Origin of the sequence: Niallia circulans (genome assembly GCF_003726095.1) — a bacterium.
In the GTDB taxonomy this organism is placed as follows: domain Bacteria; phylum Bacillota; class Bacilli; order Bacillales; family Cytobacillaceae; genus Niallia; species Niallia circulans_A.
The window spans coordinates 266,310-285,453 of sequence record NZ_CP026031.1 but is presented as its reverse complement, the minus strand read 5'-3'; the positions used below and the strand labels follow the sequence as shown (position 1 = coordinate 285,453).

The window sequence follows — 19,144 nt, the reverse complement described above, 5'->3', positions numbered from 1 at the left end:
TCATTTGTTTCAAGATTGTAGTTACTTGGCTAAACGAGCGATTTCCTTTTGTGCCTGCTCTACCGCCTCGTCTAAACTTATTTCATCAGAAATAAACTTTTGGAATATCGCTCCAATTCCATTAACAAACTCCATAGCCTGAGGAACTAAAGGTCTACCTCTCAACGTACTATTGCTGATATATTCTTTGACACTCTCTAATCCTTTGGCAGTAAAATTAGGATCATTAATTACATCGAGACGTGCAGGAAGTCTCCCAGACATTTCGCTATATGCTAATTGTCCATCAGGGCTAGCAATATATTGCAGTACTTTTTTTGATGCAGCTTTCTTCTCAGAAGATTTATTTAATACATAATGCCAGGAAGCAATAAAGGCATCGTTTGTCTCAAAAGTTGGCATTGGCTCTATATTTAATTGTTCAGGACTAAATTTCCCAGCTTCTTCAAATGTAGGAATTGCACCTGTATACATAAATAGCATTCCATATTTCCCATCAATAAATTTTTGATTCATAGGGTCATAGATATCAGCAAGCTGGGATATCGGGGTTACCTTTTCTTTGTGTGCTAAATCATACATAAACTGCAATGCTTCTTTTGTTTTTGGATTGGTCCAATCAAAATAATCGCCGCCAAAAAGATTAACAAAAGTACCAATTTCATTAAAAACATAACTTTTTTCCCATGAGCCGCCATAACCATATACATCGTCTTTTGTTGCCGCTTTTGCGTATTCAAGAAATTCTTCTTTTGATTTTGGAGCCTCCATGCCTGTTTTTTTCAATAATTCATTATTCACCCAAAATGCTAAGATTTCTAAGTAGCTAGGCACGGAAAAGATGCTCCCATTATAAGTTGGTATATCCTTTATATATTGCTCAGAAAAATTCTTTACGATCTCAGGAGTCATAACCTCTTTTTCTAAGGGCTCTAGATAGTCTGCTCTCGAAAAGGCTGTAATTAATTCATCATTAACATGCATTAAATCAATTGTATTATCACCTGAAGAAAGAATAGTCGTCATTTTGGCTACCATATCATCTGGGTTGGTAGGTGTAACAATAATATTTAACTTTACTCCAGTAGCCTCTTCTATTTTCTTCTGATAAACAGACCATCCTGCCTTTGTTGAATCATTTGTCATTAAAGTAATAGTCTCTCCTTCAGCCTTCCCTTCGCCTCCGGAAGCTTGATCAGCATTAGAACTTGTGTTATTTACTCCGACACAGCCAGTTAGGAAAATTGCTGTTACAATCATTAAGCATAAAACAATACTGTACCACTTTCTTGATTTTTGCATTCCCTTAACCTCCCTTTTTATAAAACGCTTTCACATATTCGAACTCATTATATAAAAGAAAAAAAAACACTTAAATATAAATTCTCATCTAAAAAATATAATATTTGTTGATTGATTATATTTTTTAAATCTATTGCTTTAATAAACTTTTCTAGATAAACTTATGGATAAAAAGTAAGCGGTTTCTGAATGGAGGGGGAGAAATATTGTATGCGTCTATACTTCTATTTAAAGAAACTTTTTCAAAGATACTTTACTAGTTTTCAAAAGAAGATTTTATGGAGTTTTCTTCTTACTTCCATTATCCCATTAATCTCTTTAAGCGTTCTCTCTTATTTTCTGTCTTACAATATTGCAAAAAATAAAATCTTTGATTCCATCTCTTATTCAAGTAATCAATTAAATGTGATTCTTTCTAATCGTTTTGAGCAGATGAAAAATGCTTCCAGTTTAATTCAGAATTATTTATACCCGTTAGTAATTCAACCACCACAAAAGTTATCGGACCAATTAGAATCATATAGTACGGTTAGGAATAATATTATTTACTTAAAAGAAGCTTACTTGTTGGATAATATCACCATTTATATAAACCCACAATTTCTTTTCAGTGATGAAGGAATTACCTTCTTTCCTACAAGTGAGTTACATAAACGTGGAATAAACGAGCAGCAACTATCTATTAATACGAACAAGCTAGAATGGATTCTATCTGAGAATATTAATGAGCCCTTTGTGGTAAACCAGTCTTATCAAAAGAAAAGGTATTTAACTTGTTTTATCACCTATCAAAAGAAAGACACAAAAACAATAGATTATGCCATTTTTCTTGATTTAGATGCACAGGAAGTAAATCAATTACTTGATGAAAGTTCTACTGACTCTTCTATTAATAGCTATTTAATTGATCAAAACGGGATTATTTTAGCACATAATAATAGCAAGCTAATCGGCCAGCAAATGAAAAAAAAGATATTTAACAAAATAGCTACGAATGAAGAGCCATTTAAAATCAAGAATAACCAGTATATTTTTAAACGTAACGAAATAACTGGCTGGTATATTGTTACAGAAGTTCCAACAAGCTATATTGTTAAGAATACTATAGTCCTTATAAGTATCTTAATTTCAGCGGTCATACTAGTTATCATCATTAGCATTGTCAGCAGTTTATTCATCTCCAAGGAATTAAGTAAAAAAATAAGAACAATAGCTAAAACGATTAAATCAATCTCTCTTGATAACAATAATCTTATTTCTGTTAAGTTGCCTATAGATAAAGAAAAGGAATTTAAAGATGAATTTGATTCATTAGCAATAACATTTAACAATATGACAGAATCGATAAATACCAATTTTAATGCTATTTTAAATTTCAAAATACAAGAAGAAAAAATGAAATATCAGTTAGAGCAATCTAAAATAAACCCTCACTTTCTATATAACATGCTTGATTCTATTAAAACTTGTCAGACCCTTGGTCGAATAGATGATGCAAATAAAATGATATCCCAATTGGCGCTTTTCTACCGGATGATTTTAAAGAAAGGCGATGAACTTATCCTAATAAAGGATGAACTAGAAATTGCTCAAGTTTATCTCCAGTTAGAAAAATTAAACAAAAGCATGGAATTTCATTGGAAGATAGAGAAAGAGGAAGGAATTGAAAATTTTCTTATTCCAAAATTTGTTCTGCAGCCTATTTTGGAAAATTGTATCCACCATGGAATGAATAATGTTAACACACCATTATTCATTCAAATTTCTATTACCTATAAAAATGATGCTATTCAATTTACGATCCAAGATAATGGGCGAGGAATTACGGATGAAAAAATAGAAACACTATGTCAGGTTCTAAACAATAACGCTTTTCGTACAAATCATTTTGGTCTAAGCAATGTAAATTATCGATTATCTTTATATTCATCCGAAAAGCCGACAATACAAATAAGTAGATTACATCCACAGGGTACTCTAGTTTCCTTCACTATCCACCAAATGATATCGGAAGAATTATTTTTTGAAGAATTAGGAGGATAAAATGAAAAAAATTATAATGATTGACGACAACACCGTTTGTTTAGAAGGTATTTATAAAAACATAAAGTGGGAAGACATTGGAGCGACCGTTTGTGGGATATATGCTAGTGGGATAGAAGCACTGAAAGAAATAGAAAAAACCCAGCCAGATTTAGTTATTTCCGATATTCAAATGCCAGAAATAACTGGAATCGAATTGGCAAAATCTATATTAACAAGATTTCCTTTTATAAAAATTATATTTATCAGTTCCTATGATGATTTTGTTTATGCACAGGAAGCAATTAGACTTAATATTTGTGACTATGTCGAAAAGCCAATTGACTATGATTATCTCACTACTGTCATTCAAAAAGTACTACGGAATATTCAACAAGAAACAGAAACGATGGAACAGTTAAAACATAGTCAACCAATATTGAAAGAGAAATTCTTTTTAAACCTTATTAATGCTGGTCCAACTTATGCAGAATACATGCTTCAAAATCAAGCTAGTTACCTAAATTTGCAATTTACAAAGAAGCAATACATTTGTATTTATTTAGAGATAAGTAAACATATAGACTACATGAACAGCCTCGGAGTAGAGCGATATCATCTCTATACTTTTCAACTGATTCATGCTGTAGAAGACTACTTCGCCTCTGAAGATGTCTATACTATAAATCAAGGGGGACGAATCATTTTTATTATTGGTCAAAAGCAATATCCCCATAAATTAAGTACCCATGTTATGAAAGCTTTCGAGACGATAAAGAAACAGTTTGATTTTTTGACGATTACAATAGGAATCGGTCATACGGTACAATCTATCTGGGAAATTTCGAATTCCTATCGAAATGCAAAAAAAGCAACAGAATATAAATTTATTTTTGGAGACAATAATATATATTCGACGGAAGAAATACATCAAGCTGCTTCTCCTCCTCTTTTTCTATCAAGACAGGATGAAGAATTACTAATTAATTTAATCTCCAAAAAAGACAAACAGGGAATTAAAGAATTTCTAGCCTATATAGAAAACAACTGGTCTAGTGTATATTATAATAAAAATGGCATTCTTTCATACATTTCATCCATTCTGTCAAAAATTTTGCGTTTTCTCTACGAAGTTGAAATTAAAGATACGGAAATTGTGGAGAAAATAACGCATATCTTTTCTATCTTGGATACATTTAACACGGTAGAAGAAGTTTGTGAAAATCTAGAAAAAATTTGTCTTCTTACTAGCGAGAAAATTCAACAATCTATTCATTCTAAACATAGCCAGATTGCTGAACAGATCATACAATATATCGAGAATCATTATAATGATTTAACGCTGAACTTAAATACGATCAGTAATCATATTAATATGAGTCCATCCTATGTTGGATCTATTTTTAAGAAAATTAAAAATACCAGTATATCTAAATATATTACATTTCTAAGAATAAATAAGGCAAAAGAACTCTTGTCTTTTACAAGTATACCAATTATGGAGATCAGTGAAAAAGTAGGTTATTCCAATCAATATTATTTTAGTGCATCCTTTAAAAAAGTAACCGGACTAACACCAACTGAATATCGTACTCATTCCACTACCGTTTAAATATAGTTGTACTCTGTTTGATAGCTTTATTCTACTATCAATTTTCTCGATGACACCTATCTAAATATTCATCTTTATTATTCGTCCCATCCAATATATGATTAATATAAATGAATAGGAAAGGGTGTAAATCCATGAAAAAAATTGCTGTTATTGATGGAGGAACTCGTCCCAATGGGAATACAGCTCTCCTGACTGAGAAAGTAATCGAAGGTATTCCGGTAGATACTATTCTGCTTAGAGAGTATACTATCCTTCCTATAATGGACATGCGCCACACTTTAGAAGGATTTCAAGAAAGAGAGGATGACTACAATTCAATAGTAGATCGCATACTTCCTCATGATATATTAATCTTCTCTACTCCTATATATTGGTACAGCATGTCTGGTTTAATGAAAAATTTTATTGATCGCTGGTCTCACTCACTCAGAGATTCAAGCTATCCTGATTTCAAAGCGAAGATGGCAAGAAAAAAAGCTTATGTTCTGTCTGTTGGTGGAGATAATCCCACTATAAAAGGGATACCAATGATCCAGCAATTTCAACATATTTTTGATTTTATGGGGATTGAGTTTGGAGGGTATATTTTAGGAAATGGCAATAAACCTGGCGATATTTTGGAGGATAAAAATGCCATTTTTGCGGCTGCTCAGTTAAAAAAGGAATTATTATAAGAACGAAAGCATCTTTGCTTGCTTTCGTTCTTTCTTTATGTCAAGGTCAAAATCCTGCCACAGTTTCATTCAGTTCCTCTGTAGATACTGCCATTTTCGCTACCGCTTGATTAATCTCCTCTAGTAATTGAATAAGCAATTGTAAATCATTTTCTGTACTTTTGATCATTTTATTATTATCTCTGCTGCTTCCTAAAATGTTATCAAAAACATCTGTTGTCAATTTAATCTCGTGGTTACCTGTATCAACTACTTTGTTAATGGTACTAATTTGCTCAATCACATTAGCGATATGTGCAATAGTACCTTGGACTAGTTCTGTAATACTGGAAGAAGAGTCCTTTGTTTGTTCTGCTAATTTTCTTACTTCATCAGCGACAACCGCAAATCCTTTTCCATGCTCTCCTGCTCGTGCTGCTTCAATCGCTGCATTTAGTGCAAGTAAGTTCGTTTGATCGGCAATCCCTGTAATAACATTGACAATTCCACCGATTTTCTTTGAGTTATCTTCTAACTCATCAATCGTTTTCATTATTCGTTGAATATCTTCCTTCAGCTCTTGCATATTTTTAATTACTTTATCTAGTTGAAGCTTTCCATTTTCTGATCGTTCTTCCATTTCGATAGAACTAGCTAAACTTTTTTTAGCACTTGTAGCAATATGACCAGATTGTTCTACAATTTGCTCAACAGAAGCGCCCGTTTCTTCTGTCATAGCAGCCAAGTTTTCCACAAATCCTCCGACAAAATTCTTAATATCTATTTTCGCTTCTTGTTCTTTTTTAGCAATCATATTTTTTTGGGCATTATGCATGGAATCGATAACTAGTTGATTTTCTAGGTTGAATATTTTGGAAATGGCCATAAATAAAATAGTAGCTTCTTTTTCATTTAACTGTAGTTCTTGGTTGACCTTTATCATAATTTCTGTCATTAACAAGTGATAGACAGAAAGAAACCAGCGAATTTCCACACCTATTTTCACATACATTTGCGCTAACATTGCTCTTCTTTGCACGTATTCCCGATCAATTTTCCCATTAAAAAAAGATAAGAAATATTTCATGCTGTCTTCTGTTGAGATTCCAATCCTGGAAGTATCAATAATTTTAGACATACCTTCATGTGAAAAATGAAATGATTCTGTTCTAATAGCTGGTAGATGCTTTGCCACGATTGGTTGAATGCTTTTTAATAACGCTAAATCCTCTCTTTCTAAACCAATAACATTTAGCTGCATCTCATAATCTGACCCTTTTTCAATATCTATTGATACTTTATTTATTTCTTGGTCAATGAGTTGCTGAATTTTATTTTCTTTCTCTTTGACACTTTTTTTAAAAAGCATGGATTTTCCTCCTACTAAGTCCTTTTCCTTTATATCGGAAAAGAAAATGGATTTTACAGTAAAAAAGAGGGAATTATAAGAAATAAATGGGAAATAAATAATATATTTGTACCATACTCAAGTTGACAAGATTTTAATAATTGCGTAGATTTAAAAGAAGAATTGAAAGAAGTGGTACATATGGGCAAATTAGTTGAAAAAAGGAGCATACAACATGGATATTAAACAGATCACCGTTGCAGGCAGTGGCGTATTAGGAAGTCAAATTGCTTTTCAAGCGGCATATAAAGGATTTCAAGTTGCTGTTTATGATATTAATGATGAAGTACTAGAAAAGTCTAAAAATAGAATGAAACAATTAGAGGCATTTTATCAAAGAGATTTAGATGCAACACCAGAAGAGCTACAAGAAGTATATAACCGCCTATTCTACTCTACCAATTTAGGAAAAGCAACAGAGAAAGCAGATTTAGTCATTGAAGCAATACCAGAAGTAGTCCAAATTAAACGAGACTTTTATCAGGAATTAGCAAAAGTAGCACCGAAGCATACTATTTTTGCAACGAACTCTTCTACCCTTCTGCCAAGCCAATTTGCTGAAGCAACTGGTCGTCCAGAAAAATTTCTAGCACTTCACTTCGCTAATGAAATTTGGAAGAACAACACAGCAGAAATTATGAAGCATCAAACAACCGAGGAACAAGTATTTCAGACAGTGATTGCTTTTGCTAAAAGTATCGGAATGGTGGCTTTACCGATTCAAAAGGAACAACCAGGTTACGTATTAAACTCTTTATTGGTTCCTCTATTAGAATCAGCAGAAATGTTACTTGTGAACGAAGTCGCAGAAATTGAAACGATCGATAAAGCATGGATGATTGGTACAGGAGCGCCGCTTGGACCATTTGCAATGCTAGATGTAATTGGTATTACTACTGCTTACAATATCGTAAAGGGCAAAGCGGAAGCTACTGGTAACCCTGCTTATATAAAGCTTTCACACTTATTAAAAACAAACTATATTGATCAAGGAAAATTAGGCAGAAGTACAGGAGAAGGATTCTACAAATACCCGAACCCTAGCTTCATTCAGCCAGATTTCTTAAAAAATTAACATTAAAAACAGTAGAGGAGAATAGATAGATTCTCCTCTACTGTTTTGCTTTTACCTTCGCTACCCCTAAAGCATAATGGCTAAATAATACATTCTCTATCATCTCCCCTTGCGACTCTTCGCAATCAACAATAACAATTATTTCAGATTGGAATCCCTTCAGTAATCTTCTCTTCTTTTTTACTATAATTTCTGTAAAAAGACGAATAACAAATCCTAGTAAAAAGCCAGCTGCCGCACCAATTAGTCCCCAGTATATCGGCCCCCATGCAAGCTTAAATCCTATACTTGCAAACACAACAGATAATGCCGTTGCTAATGCAACACCTATATCAATAAGAGAAGTTCCGTCTGATCGATGCAAGTCATCAAAAATCTTTCGTTGCTCGGTTCTATTATCAAGTGGAACAACAAATATATTTTCTTTTTTTATCCCCTTTTTTTCTAATGTGCTGAGTGCCATTTCTATAAAAACTGAGTGTTCAAATGTCGAAAATAATTGCATCTTTAATTCACCTTTTGCCCTTTTAATACTTGAAAAGACGAAGATTGATATTTCTCCCTAAAATAGAAACGTTGTTCTTTATCATATAGCTTATTGTTTTCTACCGTATTTATATAAGAATCAAATATTGCAAACCCATAAATAGATGGAAAAAACAAAAGCCACTCTGAATTAATCACATCCGTCGCTTGTTTAATCTCTCCCAAAAACAATAGGGACAAAGCTTCTAGTCCATGAGATAAATAAAAAAACACAACGCCCCAAATGATAACAAAGAATGCAGTTATTACTCTATGAATGTATAATTGTCCTAAACCAGGCATAAATAGGGACCAGATGATAGCCATGAGAGGATTTCTTTTATCAAGATAATTGATTTCCATGATACCGATACTAAATGAATTAAAGCGGTGCTCCTCTCTTTCTGCCAACACAAAGATTTTATTCAAATCTACCGTCGTTCGATAACTATCCCAAATAGCGAATATATAAACTGGGATATAAATGAGTAACCACCTTGTATCTAAGATTTCTTTAGCCTTTTCAATCTCTCCCTGAAAGGAATAAATCATCGACAAATTTAAATTGCTGTTTACATTTACTACTACTTCCCAAATGAATAAAACGAATCCTCGCAGATATTTGGATAATAAAAGATGACCAAATCCAGGGAAAGCTGCACTCCACCATGCAATGATATAAGGATTTCGCAGGTGAATTTGTGTAGTACCAAGCGTACTTACATGTGCTCTATATCTTCTTGCTGTATTGTCATTATTATAGTTGTCCATACTCACCTACACCTTTTCCATCTATGGATAATAAAAGAGAAATCATTACTAAAAGTTATTTTTAACAAAATCATGTAATTCCATCCATTTGCCGATTTTTTTAGTAGAATAGAACTAGAAGAAAAATAAACAGATTAGAATTGATAAGAATCTTTGGTTTATTAGGTTTATGTTAAACTGTACATAAATACATAAAGTTTCAAAAGGGGGAAAGTGAGTTGTCTCAAGCAATAATATTTGATATGGATGGTACACTCTTTCAAACAGACAAAATTTTAGAAATATCTTTAGATGATACTTTTCATTACTTGCGCTCGATTCATCAATGGGATGGAGAAACACCTATTGATAAATACCGCGAAATTATGGGTGTTCCATTGCCGATTGTGTGGGAAACATTATTGCCTAATCATTCCCTTAGCTTAAGAGAAAAAATAGATGCTTATTTTCTCGAACGATTAGTGACAAATATAAAAAAAGGCAAAGGGGCCTTATATCCAAATGTCAAAGAAGTTTTCTCCTATTTAAAGGAAAATGATATTTCTATTTATATCGCTAGTAATGGATTAACAGCATACTTGCAAGCGATCGTTGAATATTATCAATTGGATAAATGGGTGACAGAAACATGCAGTATTCAGGACATTGAATCATTGAATAAGTCTGACCTCGTTTGTAGGATTATTAAGAAGCATGGAATTACTCAAGCAGCTGTTGTGGGAGACCGCTTATCTGATATAAAAGCTGCAAAAGAAAATGACCTTCTATCTGTCGGTTGTAATTTTGATTTTGCTAAAGATGACGAAATGAAGCAAGCAGATATGGTTATTGATGATCTTATCGAATTAACTTCCATCCTAGCAGCATCACCTGCATTTCAAATAAAAAATAATACGATTAAATAATAGCTCACTTATACCAAAGACCAAACATAGCCTCGGGAAAAAAGGGAATATGCAGGCATAACATTTGCTTAATTCCATATATTTCCACGACCGTTACATTAATGTGAACCCAGTTTTGTTTGCTATTTTGATTGTCGTGAACTGAAATTTTGTGGTGTAAAACTTAAATCAGCTAAAATGACTGATATGTGTAAGTCCTATAGAAATAGCCGAGCTCTCTTTCCGGTCTATTTCTTGGACTGCTTATTTTTATCCATACCATCCTCATTTTTATATTTCTGATCATACTTTAATATCTACCTCCATTTTTTATCCTTATGCCTCCTTCATTAAGTGTCTAAATGTCTAAGACCCCTAATTTAAGGGGTCAGTCTAAAAATATCTCTTCTAAAGTTGGTTCCTCAACATTGACTCGGTAAACATTTGTATTACATGCCGTTAGGGCTCTTGTGATTTCAGAAATTCTATTTTCTTCCTCAACTGTGATAGTCAGTGATTCCTCTTTTAAGTGAATTTCCGTACCTTTATCTTTAATCCATTGGTGAAACTTTGATAATTCTGAAACAGGTATTGGACTATGTTTAATATTTACGATAATGTTGGAACGGTAAAATGCTCTGAGTTCATTCATTGTCCCGATTTTTACAATCCTACCTTCTTTCATGATAGCAATTCTGGTACATAATTTCTCGACCTCATCCAAATTATGAGAAGTTAAAAGGATCGTCTTGCCTTCTCCATGCAGTCTTTTTATCAGCTGTTGAATTTGAATTGCTGATTCTGCATCCATCCCTGATGTTGGTTCATCCAAAAATAAGAGCTCTGGATCATGGATAATGGCTTGAGCGACACCAAGTTTCTTTTTCATTCCAAACGAGAACTTTCCTAATTTTTTATTAGCATGATCAGCTAATCCGACTGCTTCTAATACTTCAAGACACTCACTTTTTTGTGCAGTTTCACCAGATAGTGCAGAGAAGAACCGCAAATGCTCCAGTGCTGTAGTGGATTCGTAGAAACTTGAATAATCAGGAAGCACACCAATTTTTCTTTTAACCTCTATGTGATCTATATTTCCTCCTAACAAAGAAAATGAACCTGAAGTAGGTTTCGCAATCCCTGTCAGCATATTGATAAAAGTTGATTTTCCTGCGCCATTTCTACCCAAAAATCCAAATAATTCCCCTTCTTCAATTATTAAATCAATTCCGTTAACTACTGTTACTCCGTTATACACCTTTGTCATCTTTACTGCTTTAATAGCTGACATCAGCATTCCCTCCTCTTGAATAATAAATTAGTAAGATAAATTAAGATAGCTGCAACTACAAGAAGAACTAAGAAGCTATATTCATTTAAGTCCAGATAATAAAAAGGTGATACATATTTTAGCCAACTAATTGCTGGATTAGAAGTAAGCACAAACCAACCTCCTAATATTGGTAACAATATCCCTCCAAGAATTCCAAGGAACATTGTTGCTCCTGGCTTATTGATGAGAACGGACATTAAGAGAATGAATGATATCTGCAATGTAAGTAGGCTCATCGTCTGAGCAAAAACTAGAAAATCTATTTTTTCTGTTGTTAGAGCAATTATTAAGAATGACAGAAACAGACAAACAAACCAAAACATCCAAATACCCAAAAACTTACCAACTATAATAGAAAATCTAGTTGTTTTAGTTACTAAAAACCGCATGGTTCTTTCACGGATTTCTTTATTTATACTGTCATGAGATAGACTCGCCACAAATAAATGTCCAAAAAACATAACTAAAAACAATAATCCAACTAAATGAGCTTCACCTGCCTCTTGCGCTGTCAGTTCCATTGCCTCAGCTATACCATCAGCAAACTTAGCTGAATAATAGGATGTGACTAAAAATACTAAAATTAATAAAATTGATTTAAACCCTTTAAATAATTGGAGAAATTCTCTTTTCCCTATAGTAAGCATAATATTAAACTCTCTCTTTCATCCTAAATTTTATCCTGATTCTCTTAAAGGCTGCTTAATCACTAACTTTTTTCTCTCGAAAATGGAAGAGAATTTGACCAATTAATCCAATCATCAGGATTATTGCTAAGCTAGAATAATTCTGAGCTGCAAACTCATTTCCAATATGTCTTGAAAGCATAATTACGGCCGCTACGGTTGCTATAGCACTAAATACTTTTTTCATTCTACACCTCATTTCCTTAATCTATAAGAATTATATCTATCGTACCTTAACCCTTTAAAATCAGAACCTTAATTCTTCCTTAATTTCTAATAATGAGGATAAAAAATGATATGATATCTTTATATTTGGACATTAGGGAGACGAATTATATGAAAAAGATAAGATTGTTAATAGTGGATGATGAACAGGCTATCCACCAGATGTTAAAGATTATTTTGCAGAAGGAAGGATTTGAGCGAATTGATACTGCCGAAACAGCGGAGGAAGCATTACAACTATGTGCAGTTAACGATTACGGCTTAATTTTTCTAGATGTCATGCTTCCAGATCGAAGTGGTTTTGATATTTGTCCTTTCATTAGAGAAAAGACAAATGCCACCATCTTCTTCTTAACAGCGCGGTCCACTGACCTTGATAAACTTTCAGGGTTTGCATTAGGTGCTGATGATTATATCACCAAACCCTTTAATCCATTGGAAGTAGTAGCGAGAGTGAAAGCTCATCTGAGAAGATATACAGCTAATACAGTAAAGGAATCAACTACATATCAATATGGTGACTTATTTGTAAATAGTTCATCTGGAGAAGTCATGGTAAGAGGAGTTAAAGTTTCCATGCCTGCACAGGTGTATCAGTTACTACTATATTTCTGCAAGCATCCTAATCAACTTTTCAGTAAAGCTCAACTTTATGAAAATGTGTGGGGCGAGAATTTTCTTGGAGAGGATAACACGATTATGGTTCATATACGCAAACTTAGAGAAAAAATTGAAGTAGATCCCAGCCAGCCGCAGTATATCGTGACAGTGAGAGGGCTCGGCTATAAATTATCTGTAGAAGGTTATAAATAAAATGAATATGACCAAACGATTCATCCTGCAATTCTTTTTTCAGCTTTTGTTTGTTTTTTTTCTCGTATCCATTATTTTTTTATTATTTTGGGCAATTATTGGTTTCACTGTCATGAAAAACGAACTATACTCTGACTTGACTCAGGCTGACTCATCTAATATGGAAGACTGGATATCAGTTAAAAATAGTCATATTTCTATATCCAATGATTTAAAGGATTTAGTCAGGAAACAGAATGGTTGGCTTGCTATCTTGGCGGAGGACGGAAATCCCATAAAAACATATAATCTGCAAAAGGGTACCTCATTCTCCAAAATCGACTTTGCCCTGCTACTTTCGGAAAGTGAAGATGATTCATACCATTACTATATGTGGTCAATTCAACAAGATACTGCTGAGCCCCTCATTGTCCTTTATGGAAAGGAAGTTGGCAGCAAGTCCATTTTAAATACTATTAAAGTTGCAGTAAACTGGCAGAAAAACCAACTAAATATTACCGATACTCAAGGAAAAACAATTACCAATAAACACGGTTGGGTTCAGCTGGTTAGTAAAGATGGTGTAGTTCAGGACAGTTATGAAGCAGACAATCAAAAGGATAGGTACTCTTTCCAAGAACTATTTCAGCTTACTAAGAACGAACAAAAGGATGTATCCGCCTACTATAATAGAGAGACAGGTCAGGTTCTTCTAACAGGTACAGACCAAACAAACAGCTTGCAATCCGATACAGAAATAATGCAAGATACTGGGAACAAAATTCTTTTCCTATTTTTGCTTGCTCTTTTATTGTTAATTATGCTTAATATTTGGTTTGGTTATAAATTCGGTGCTCCACTTGTTACCATCATGAAATGGATTGGAGATTTGGGGAAGGAAAATTATGAAGAAGGGCATAACAAGCACTCTATGATGCTTACGAAAAAAGGAAAGCTACAACGGAAATATAAAATATATAAGGAATTGATTACCACACTTATCCAATTGACAACATCGCTGGAACAAAATAAACAATTAAGAAGAAAGGCTAACAAAGCTCGAGATGAGTGGATTAGCGGACTATCCCATGATTTAAAAACGCCGCTTGCCTCTATAGGAGGATATGCTGAGATGCTACAATCAGATCAATATTCATGGACTGAAGAAGAAGTTCGGACTTTTTCTAGCACAATCAAGGAAAAGGCGCACTACATGAAACAGCTTCTGGAAGATTTGACCTTAACGTATCAGCTTAGAAGTGAGGGCTTTCCTATCGCCAAGGAAAAAGTGGAAATAAATGAACAAATCAGACGAACTGTCATCCACTATGTGAACGGGCCTGCAGGACAGCAATATGAATTTGTATTTCAGCCTTCCCCTAAGGAACTGATTGCAGCAGTAGATCCAAAGTGGTTCCAACGCATTATGGAAAACTTAATTGAAAATGCAATTAAGTATAATCCACCAAAAACGACTGTCACAATAACGATCGGAAAGCTTGACCATCATTTGCTGGTAATTACGATTAAAGATAATGGTGTGGGCATGGATAATGAAACACTAAACAGATTGTTCGAACGCTATTACAGAGGAACAAATACAAGCAGCTCAATGAACGGAACAGGACTCGGTATGACGATAACAAAAAAGCTAATTGAACTCCATGGCGGTTCCATTAAAGTAAGAACTGAGCTTGAGAAGGGAACAACCATCAGAATACTCCTTCCGTTACTTGATGATTAAATTTATCTTTATTGTAAAAAAAAGATAAATTCTCAAGAATTTTCCCAGCAAAATGTCTCATGAACTGGTGAGTCTAATAGTTTCTGCTCCTGGTTTTGGGAGCAGAGCTTGAAGTTTAAACAAGCTATAAACAGTAATAGCAAAAAGGCAACTACTATAACATGGGCCATTCTCTTATATTCTTTTAACTGTATTTGATCGATAAAAAAACAATTGCATCCGATTGATTATGCTTTACTCGCTAGTTTTATTTATTAAAAACAAAGGCTCTGTTAAATTTTAATGTACAAATATGGATAGTAAGTAGGGGAACCTTTTTTGGATCCCCGCTCTTTTTCATTCAGGGCTTAACAATTGAATGTTTCTGTACTTTTAACATAACCATAAATACAAATTATGCTATCTTCTTTAACAAACGGAATATTTAGCTTTTGTAATAATTCTATGAATTCATCAGTTATATCAAATCTTTCAGGTTCAATAAGTCTACCTCTACTTTTTACATACCTTGGTCTGATTCGCAACCATTCTATGGAATAGAACGGACGCAGCCCCTGTTCCCAATCACCCCAATACCATACATCTTCTATAAAAGTTTCTGGGTAAGGAGCATCTTCTAATACATACTTAACTTGATAAGGTGGGGTGAACGGCAATGTATCAATTACAAATTTCTGCAACTGCTCCCATTTCGTGTTGTTCATAACTGAAGCTAATTGTTTTTTATTTACAACTGCAACAACCTTTTGCTTTTCGTCCATATTCTCCCTCCTAAAATCTAAGCTTTAAACTTTGATAGGCGTAAACTATCATAAGTGTCGGTCATCTCAAATACAAATGATGTTAACAGAAATTCTTTAATATTGTGTTTTATGCTTTCTTACTACGGTTATCTACAAACAAAAACCACGCGAGATAGTTGTCGAGATACTTTGTATCTACACATTTAAAACGGTCTATCCATCGTTTGATTTAATTCGATAATGTTTTAATCCTTTTTCCTTTCCATAGGTTTTATAGGCTCTCCAAGCATCTTGTAACGAGTAGATTATCAGTTGTCAGTTTAGAGCCAATCATACTCTCCACTATCATTTTAACGACATGCCCCATACAAGCTACTTTTGAGACAGTTGCTTTGATACGGTCTCTTGCAATAAGAACACAAACTTGTTCGTGGCTTATGCCTCAAAGGTTGGATTTCCCGCCACGTTTACGAGGTTTGCGTTCCGAAATCCTACGTTGACCTTTTTGAGAGTACTGGAAATGGTTCTCGTTAACTTCAACGATACCTTCAATATTAAGCTCCAACTCCTCCGCTTATTTTATCATAATTATCTAAAGTGATTTTAAAAGTTCTATGCAAGAATATGACATGTTTACGAATCAGAAATATCTTGCCTATCTACACAGGAATTTAATCAAACTTTTTTATAAATGAGCAGACCTTATTAAAAGACGACATTTATGTATCTTTCCGGCTATCTGCTTCAATTTTTAATAATCTCGGCAATATTCATAAATTTGCTAGTACGAAATCCCCATAAATCGACATTTCCAATAAATTTGTAGTTCTGCTCTATTAATAAGGTTTCTAAGCTCTCTTTTCGTTCTTTAACTGGAAGTTTATATTCATCTATCAAATGTGCTTCTTCTCCTACTATTTCATAATAACTAAATAAAATGGTGTAACCCATTAAAACGATCTCCTCTCTACTACCTATCCAAATGTCTACTTAATGATTATCCGGTTTCTTCTTTATGTTTCTTAGTATACCGTGGTAAAGTAAACTGAATATAAACTTCTCTAAATTAATTTTCAGTTTACATTTTTATAATAAAATAGGTATAACTTAAATGAATGGAGGTATTAGATGTTTAAAATACTCGTGGTAGAAGATGATACAAATACTAGAAAATTAATGTGTGCTGTCTTAAAGCACCATGGATTTCAGACTTATGCAGCTAAAGATGGGATCGAAGCTCTTCAGATAATGGAAAAAGAGCATGTTGATTTAGCTGTACTCGATTTAATGATGCCCAAAATGAACGGGTACGAATTAACACAGCATTTGCGGCAGACGTGGGAGAACCTCCCTATTTTAATGGTTACCGCCAAGCAGGAGGCAGCAGATAAACGAAAAGGATTTCTTGTTGGTACGGATGATTATATGACCAAACCAGTAGATGAAGAAGAAATGATTTTACGTATTAAGGCTCTGCTGCGGAGAGCGAAGATTGTAAATGAGCATCGTTTAACAATCGGGAAAACTGTACTCGACTATGATGCCCTTACCGTTTCTCGTGAGAATCATGTTATTACCTTACCACCTAAAGAGTTTTTCTTATTGTTTAAACTATTATCATATCCAAATATGATTTTCACTCGAATTCAGCTTATGGATGAAATCTGGGGAATGGAATCTGAAACGGATGATCGTACACTCAATGTCCACATTAACCGATTAAGAGACAAGCTTCGTGATTTTCCAGAGTTTGAAATTTTAACAGTCAGAGGACTTGGTTATAAGGCAGTGAAAAAAGGATGAGAGAATTTTTCACAAAACGTTTAAGCCTTGCCATTACACTAGTCATGTTTGTTTTTGGCGTCATGATGGCAACAGTCCTAGTTGTTGCTGTTATAACTTTTGCTTTACAGCATTTAGGGATTATTTCAGACAATAGTCAGCTTCCCGTATTCCCGCTCATTGCCTTTTTAGGTTTTTGCATTTTACTTGGGACTTCCCTAACAGCCTTTCTCAGTAAGAAAGCATTAAATCCTATTCGGACGGTAATTGATGCAACCCATAAAGTAGCCAGCGGGGATTTCTCTGTACAAGTTAACATAAAGGGAATAGGCGAATTAGAAGAATTATCTCATAGCTTTAATAAAATGACCCAAGAGCTTTCTGGAATTGAAACATTACGAAGTGATTTTGTTAATAATTTTTCTCATGAATTCAAAACACCTATTGTTTCATTACGCGGTTTCGCAAAATTACTAAAAGAAAATAACTTAACGGAAGAGGAAAGACAAGAATATCTTGATATAATCATTACCGAGTCTGAGCGCTTAGCTGCACTCTCTACAAATGTACTCATCCTATCAAAGTATGAAAATCTCGAGATTATTACCGAAAAAACTCCATTTCGATTAGATGAGCAAATTCGAAAAACGATTGTATTGATGGAACCAAAATGGTCCGCAAAAGATATAGTCATAGATGTCGAGCTTGATGAAGTTACTTATCACGGAAATGAAGATTTAACTCAGCAAATTTGGCTAAATCTTTTAGATAACGCTATTAAGTTTTCCGAAATTGGCGGAAACATAACAATACATCTCACTAAGTTCAAAGAAGAAGTTTGTTTTTCGATTCACGATAATGGTCCTGGAATGGATGACCAAACAAAAAAACGTCTTTTTGATAAATTTTATCAAGGCGATACCTCTCATTCCCAATCGGGAAATGGTTTAGGATTAGCACTAGTAAAGAGAATCGTCGAACTATGTAACGGGAAAATTTATGTGGAGAGTGAAAAAGGAAAAGGGAGTATTTTTATGGTGAGGCTCTAAGCTTGTTTGAAGATGGCAAAAAGATAACCAATTAGACAGTAGCTAATCCGTTATCTTTTTGCCATTTTTTCTACCTGACATCGTATTTGATAAAATTTACTAATTAATGGATGATTCAGTGTCTTTCTATCTATATTACTTAATCTCCTTTTTCCAATCCTCCTATCAACCATAGCAAAAGCTCTAATAAATTCATTCTCAGAATGTAAAGCATGATCTATAGAAAGAGAGCAATAATCAAGAAAGGATTGATAGACATACCCACTATCCATTATATTTGCAGTTAAGAGACTTTGTTCTGCCTCTTCAGAAGCTCTTACCAATTCTTGTCGCTCCTCTGATTCATACATTTTCCACCAATCCGCCTCATACGGAATTGGCTTTAATCGTTCTTATCAAAAGTTATCCAAATCCTTCTTGGGCTATCATGGAATTTTCGATAAGCAGTAATATGAATTTGCATTCTATCTTTTAATTTTTCACTAATAAAACCTTCCATTTTGGTCTTTAACTTACTCCATTGCATCTGCTATTC

At 33.8% G+C, this 19,144-nt stretch carries 19 protein-coding genes and 2 pseudogenes; 9 read left to right on the top strand and 12 right to left on the bottom strand.

Going from position 1 to position 19,144, the window contains the following annotated elements; genetic code table 11:
* Positions 1-21: 21 nt before the first annotated feature.
* Positions 22-1,302 carry a sugar ABC transporter substrate-binding protein gene (locus tag C2I06_RS01305; RefSeq protein WP_123257312.1) on the bottom strand — a complete coding sequence of 427 codons (1,281 nt, stop codon included), beginning with the start codon at positions 1,300-1,302 and terminating at the stop codon, positions 22-24.
* A 210-nt stretch (positions 1,303-1,512) separates the two neighbouring features.
* Between C2I06_RS01305 and C2I06_RS01300 the strand changes: the two genes are divergently transcribed.
* From C2I06_RS01300 to C2I06_RS01290, 3 genes are all read left to right on the top strand, one after another.
* Positions 1,513-3,345 (top strand): sensor histidine kinase, encoded by a 1,833-nt coding sequence (locus C2I06_RS01300; protein WP_164463597.1) that lies wholly within the window; start codon positions 1,513-1,515, stop codon positions 3,343-3,345.
* Position 3,346: 1 nt separating this feature from the next.
* Positions 3,347-4,936: a response regulator gene (locus C2I06_RS01295; RefSeq protein WP_123257310.1), complete on the top strand. Its 1,590-nt coding sequence runs from the start codon at positions 3,347-3,349 to the stop codon at positions 4,934-4,936.
* A gap of 134 nt (positions 4,937-5,070) precedes the next feature.
* Positions 5,071-5,613, top strand: coding sequence for a flavodoxin family protein (locus tag C2I06_RS01290; RefSeq protein ID WP_123257309.1), 543 nt, complete (start codon positions 5,071-5,073; stop codon positions 5,611-5,613).
* A gap of 46 nt (positions 5,614-5,659) precedes the next feature.
* Here the strand turns inward: C2I06_RS01290 and C2I06_RS01285 are convergent, their stop codons facing one another.
* A complete protein-coding gene (locus tag C2I06_RS01285; protein WP_123257308.1) occupies positions 5,660-6,961 on the bottom strand; it encodes a globin-coupled sensor protein in 1,302 nt (433 codons plus the stop codon).
* A 214-nt stretch (positions 6,962-7,175) separates the two neighbouring features.
* On the opposite strand from C2I06_RS01285, the gene C2I06_RS01280 reads away from it, so the two are divergent.
* Positions 7,176-8,075, top strand: a complete 900-nt coding sequence (locus C2I06_RS01280; protein ID WP_095332171.1) for a 3-hydroxyacyl-CoA dehydrogenase — start codon at positions 7,176-7,178, stop codon at positions 8,073-8,075.
* Between the two features lie 37 nt (positions 8,076-8,112).
* On the opposite strand, the gene C2I06_RS01275 is transcribed toward C2I06_RS01280, so the two are convergent.
* Both C2I06_RS01275 and C2I06_RS01270 read right to left on the bottom strand, forming a co-directional pair.
* Positions 8,113-8,580 carry a hypothetical protein gene (locus C2I06_RS01275; RefSeq protein WP_095332169.1) on the bottom strand — a complete coding sequence of 156 codons (468 nt, stop codon included), beginning with the start codon at positions 8,578-8,580 and terminating at the stop codon, positions 8,113-8,115.
* Positions 8,581-8,582: 2 nt separating this feature from the next.
* A complete protein-coding gene (locus tag C2I06_RS01270; RefSeq protein ID WP_123257307.1) occupies positions 8,583-9,371 on the bottom strand; it encodes a hypothetical protein in 789 nt (262 codons plus the stop codon).
* Between the two features lie 203 nt (positions 9,372-9,574).
* Here C2I06_RS01270 and C2I06_RS01265 point away from each other — a divergent pair.
* Positions 9,575-10,276: pseudogene (locus C2I06_RS01265) on the top strand (HAD family hydrolase); the annotation flags it as partial.
* 367 nt (positions 10,277-10,643) lie between these two features.
* On the opposite strand, the gene C2I06_RS01260 reads toward C2I06_RS01265, so the two are convergent.
* The 3 genes from C2I06_RS01260 to C2I06_RS24795 are packed head-to-tail and all read right to left on the bottom strand — an operon-like array spanning position 10,644 to position 12,461.
* Entirely contained in the window at positions 10,644-11,546 is a 903-nt protein-coding gene (locus tag C2I06_RS01260) for an ABC transporter ATP-binding protein (protein WP_123257306.1), read from the bottom strand.
* Entirely contained in the window at positions 11,546-12,235 is a 690-nt protein-coding gene (locus tag C2I06_RS01255) for an ABC transporter permease (RefSeq protein WP_123257305.1), read from the bottom strand. The genes C2I06_RS01260 and C2I06_RS01255 overlap by 1 nt, the downstream gene beginning before the upstream one ends.
* A gap of 55 nt (positions 12,236-12,290) precedes the next feature.
* Positions 12,291-12,461, bottom strand: a complete 171-nt coding sequence (locus tag C2I06_RS24795; protein ID WP_164463596.1) for a hypothetical protein — start codon at positions 12,459-12,461, stop codon at positions 12,291-12,293.
* 149 nt (positions 12,462-12,610) lie between these two features.
* On the opposite strand from C2I06_RS24795, the gene C2I06_RS01250 reads away from it, so the two are divergent.
* A complete protein-coding gene (locus C2I06_RS01250) occupies positions 12,611-13,312 on the top strand; it encodes a response regulator transcription factor (protein ID WP_095332161.1) in 702 nt (233 codons plus the stop codon).
* Position 13,313: 1 nt separating this feature from the next.
* Positions 13,314-15,035: a sensor histidine kinase gene (locus C2I06_RS01245; RefSeq protein ID WP_123257304.1), complete on the top strand. Its 1,722-nt coding sequence runs from the start codon at positions 13,314-13,316 to the stop codon at positions 15,033-15,035.
* Between the two features lie 347 nt (positions 15,036-15,382).
* Here the strand turns inward: C2I06_RS01245 and C2I06_RS01240 are convergent, their stop codons facing one another.
* The 3 genes and pseudogenes from C2I06_RS01240 to C2I06_RS01230 all read right to left on the bottom strand — a co-directional run bounded on the left by C2I06_RS01240 (position 15,383) and on the right by C2I06_RS01230 (position 16,729).
* Positions 15,383-15,796 carry a DUF6678 family protein gene (locus C2I06_RS01240; protein ID WP_095332157.1) on the bottom strand — a complete coding sequence of 138 codons (414 nt, stop codon included), beginning with the start codon at positions 15,794-15,796 and terminating at the stop codon, positions 15,383-15,385.
* Positions 15,797-15,813: 17 nt separating this feature from the next.
* Positions 15,814-16,328: pseudogene (locus C2I06_RS01235) on the bottom strand (IS1595 family transposase); the annotation flags it as partial.
* A 194-nt stretch (positions 16,329-16,522) separates the two neighbouring features.
* Positions 16,523-16,729 carry a hypothetical protein gene (locus C2I06_RS01230; RefSeq protein ID WP_123257303.1) on the bottom strand — a complete coding sequence of 69 codons (207 nt, stop codon included), beginning with the start codon at positions 16,727-16,729 and terminating at the stop codon, positions 16,523-16,525.
* Positions 16,730-16,906: 177 nt separating this feature from the next.
* On the opposite strand from C2I06_RS01230, the gene C2I06_RS01225 reads away from it, so the two are divergent.
* Both C2I06_RS01225 and C2I06_RS01220 read left to right on the top strand, forming a co-directional pair.
* A complete protein-coding gene (locus C2I06_RS01225; RefSeq protein ID WP_095332153.1) occupies positions 16,907-17,581 on the top strand; it encodes a response regulator transcription factor in 675 nt (224 codons plus the stop codon).
* Positions 17,578-18,609, top strand: a complete 1,032-nt coding sequence (locus tag C2I06_RS01220) for a HAMP domain-containing sensor histidine kinase (RefSeq protein ID WP_123257302.1) — start codon at positions 17,578-17,580, stop codon at positions 18,607-18,609. The genes C2I06_RS01225 and C2I06_RS01220 overlap by 4 nt, the downstream gene beginning before the upstream one ends.
* A gap of 50 nt (positions 18,610-18,659) precedes the next feature.
* Here the strand turns inward: C2I06_RS01220 and C2I06_RS25395 are convergent, their stop codons facing one another.
* Both C2I06_RS25395 and C2I06_RS25390 read right to left on the bottom strand, forming a co-directional pair.
* Positions 18,660-18,959, bottom strand: a complete 300-nt coding sequence (locus C2I06_RS25395) for an SF0329 family protein (RefSeq protein ID WP_249928266.1) — start codon at positions 18,957-18,959, stop codon at positions 18,660-18,662.
* A 32-nt stretch (positions 18,960-18,991) separates the two neighbouring features.
* Positions 18,992-19,135: an SF0329 family protein gene (locus C2I06_RS25390; RefSeq protein ID WP_249928265.1), complete on the bottom strand. Its 144-nt coding sequence runs from the start codon at positions 19,133-19,135 to the stop codon at positions 18,992-18,994.
* Between the last annotated feature and the right edge of the window lie 9 nt (positions 19,136-19,144).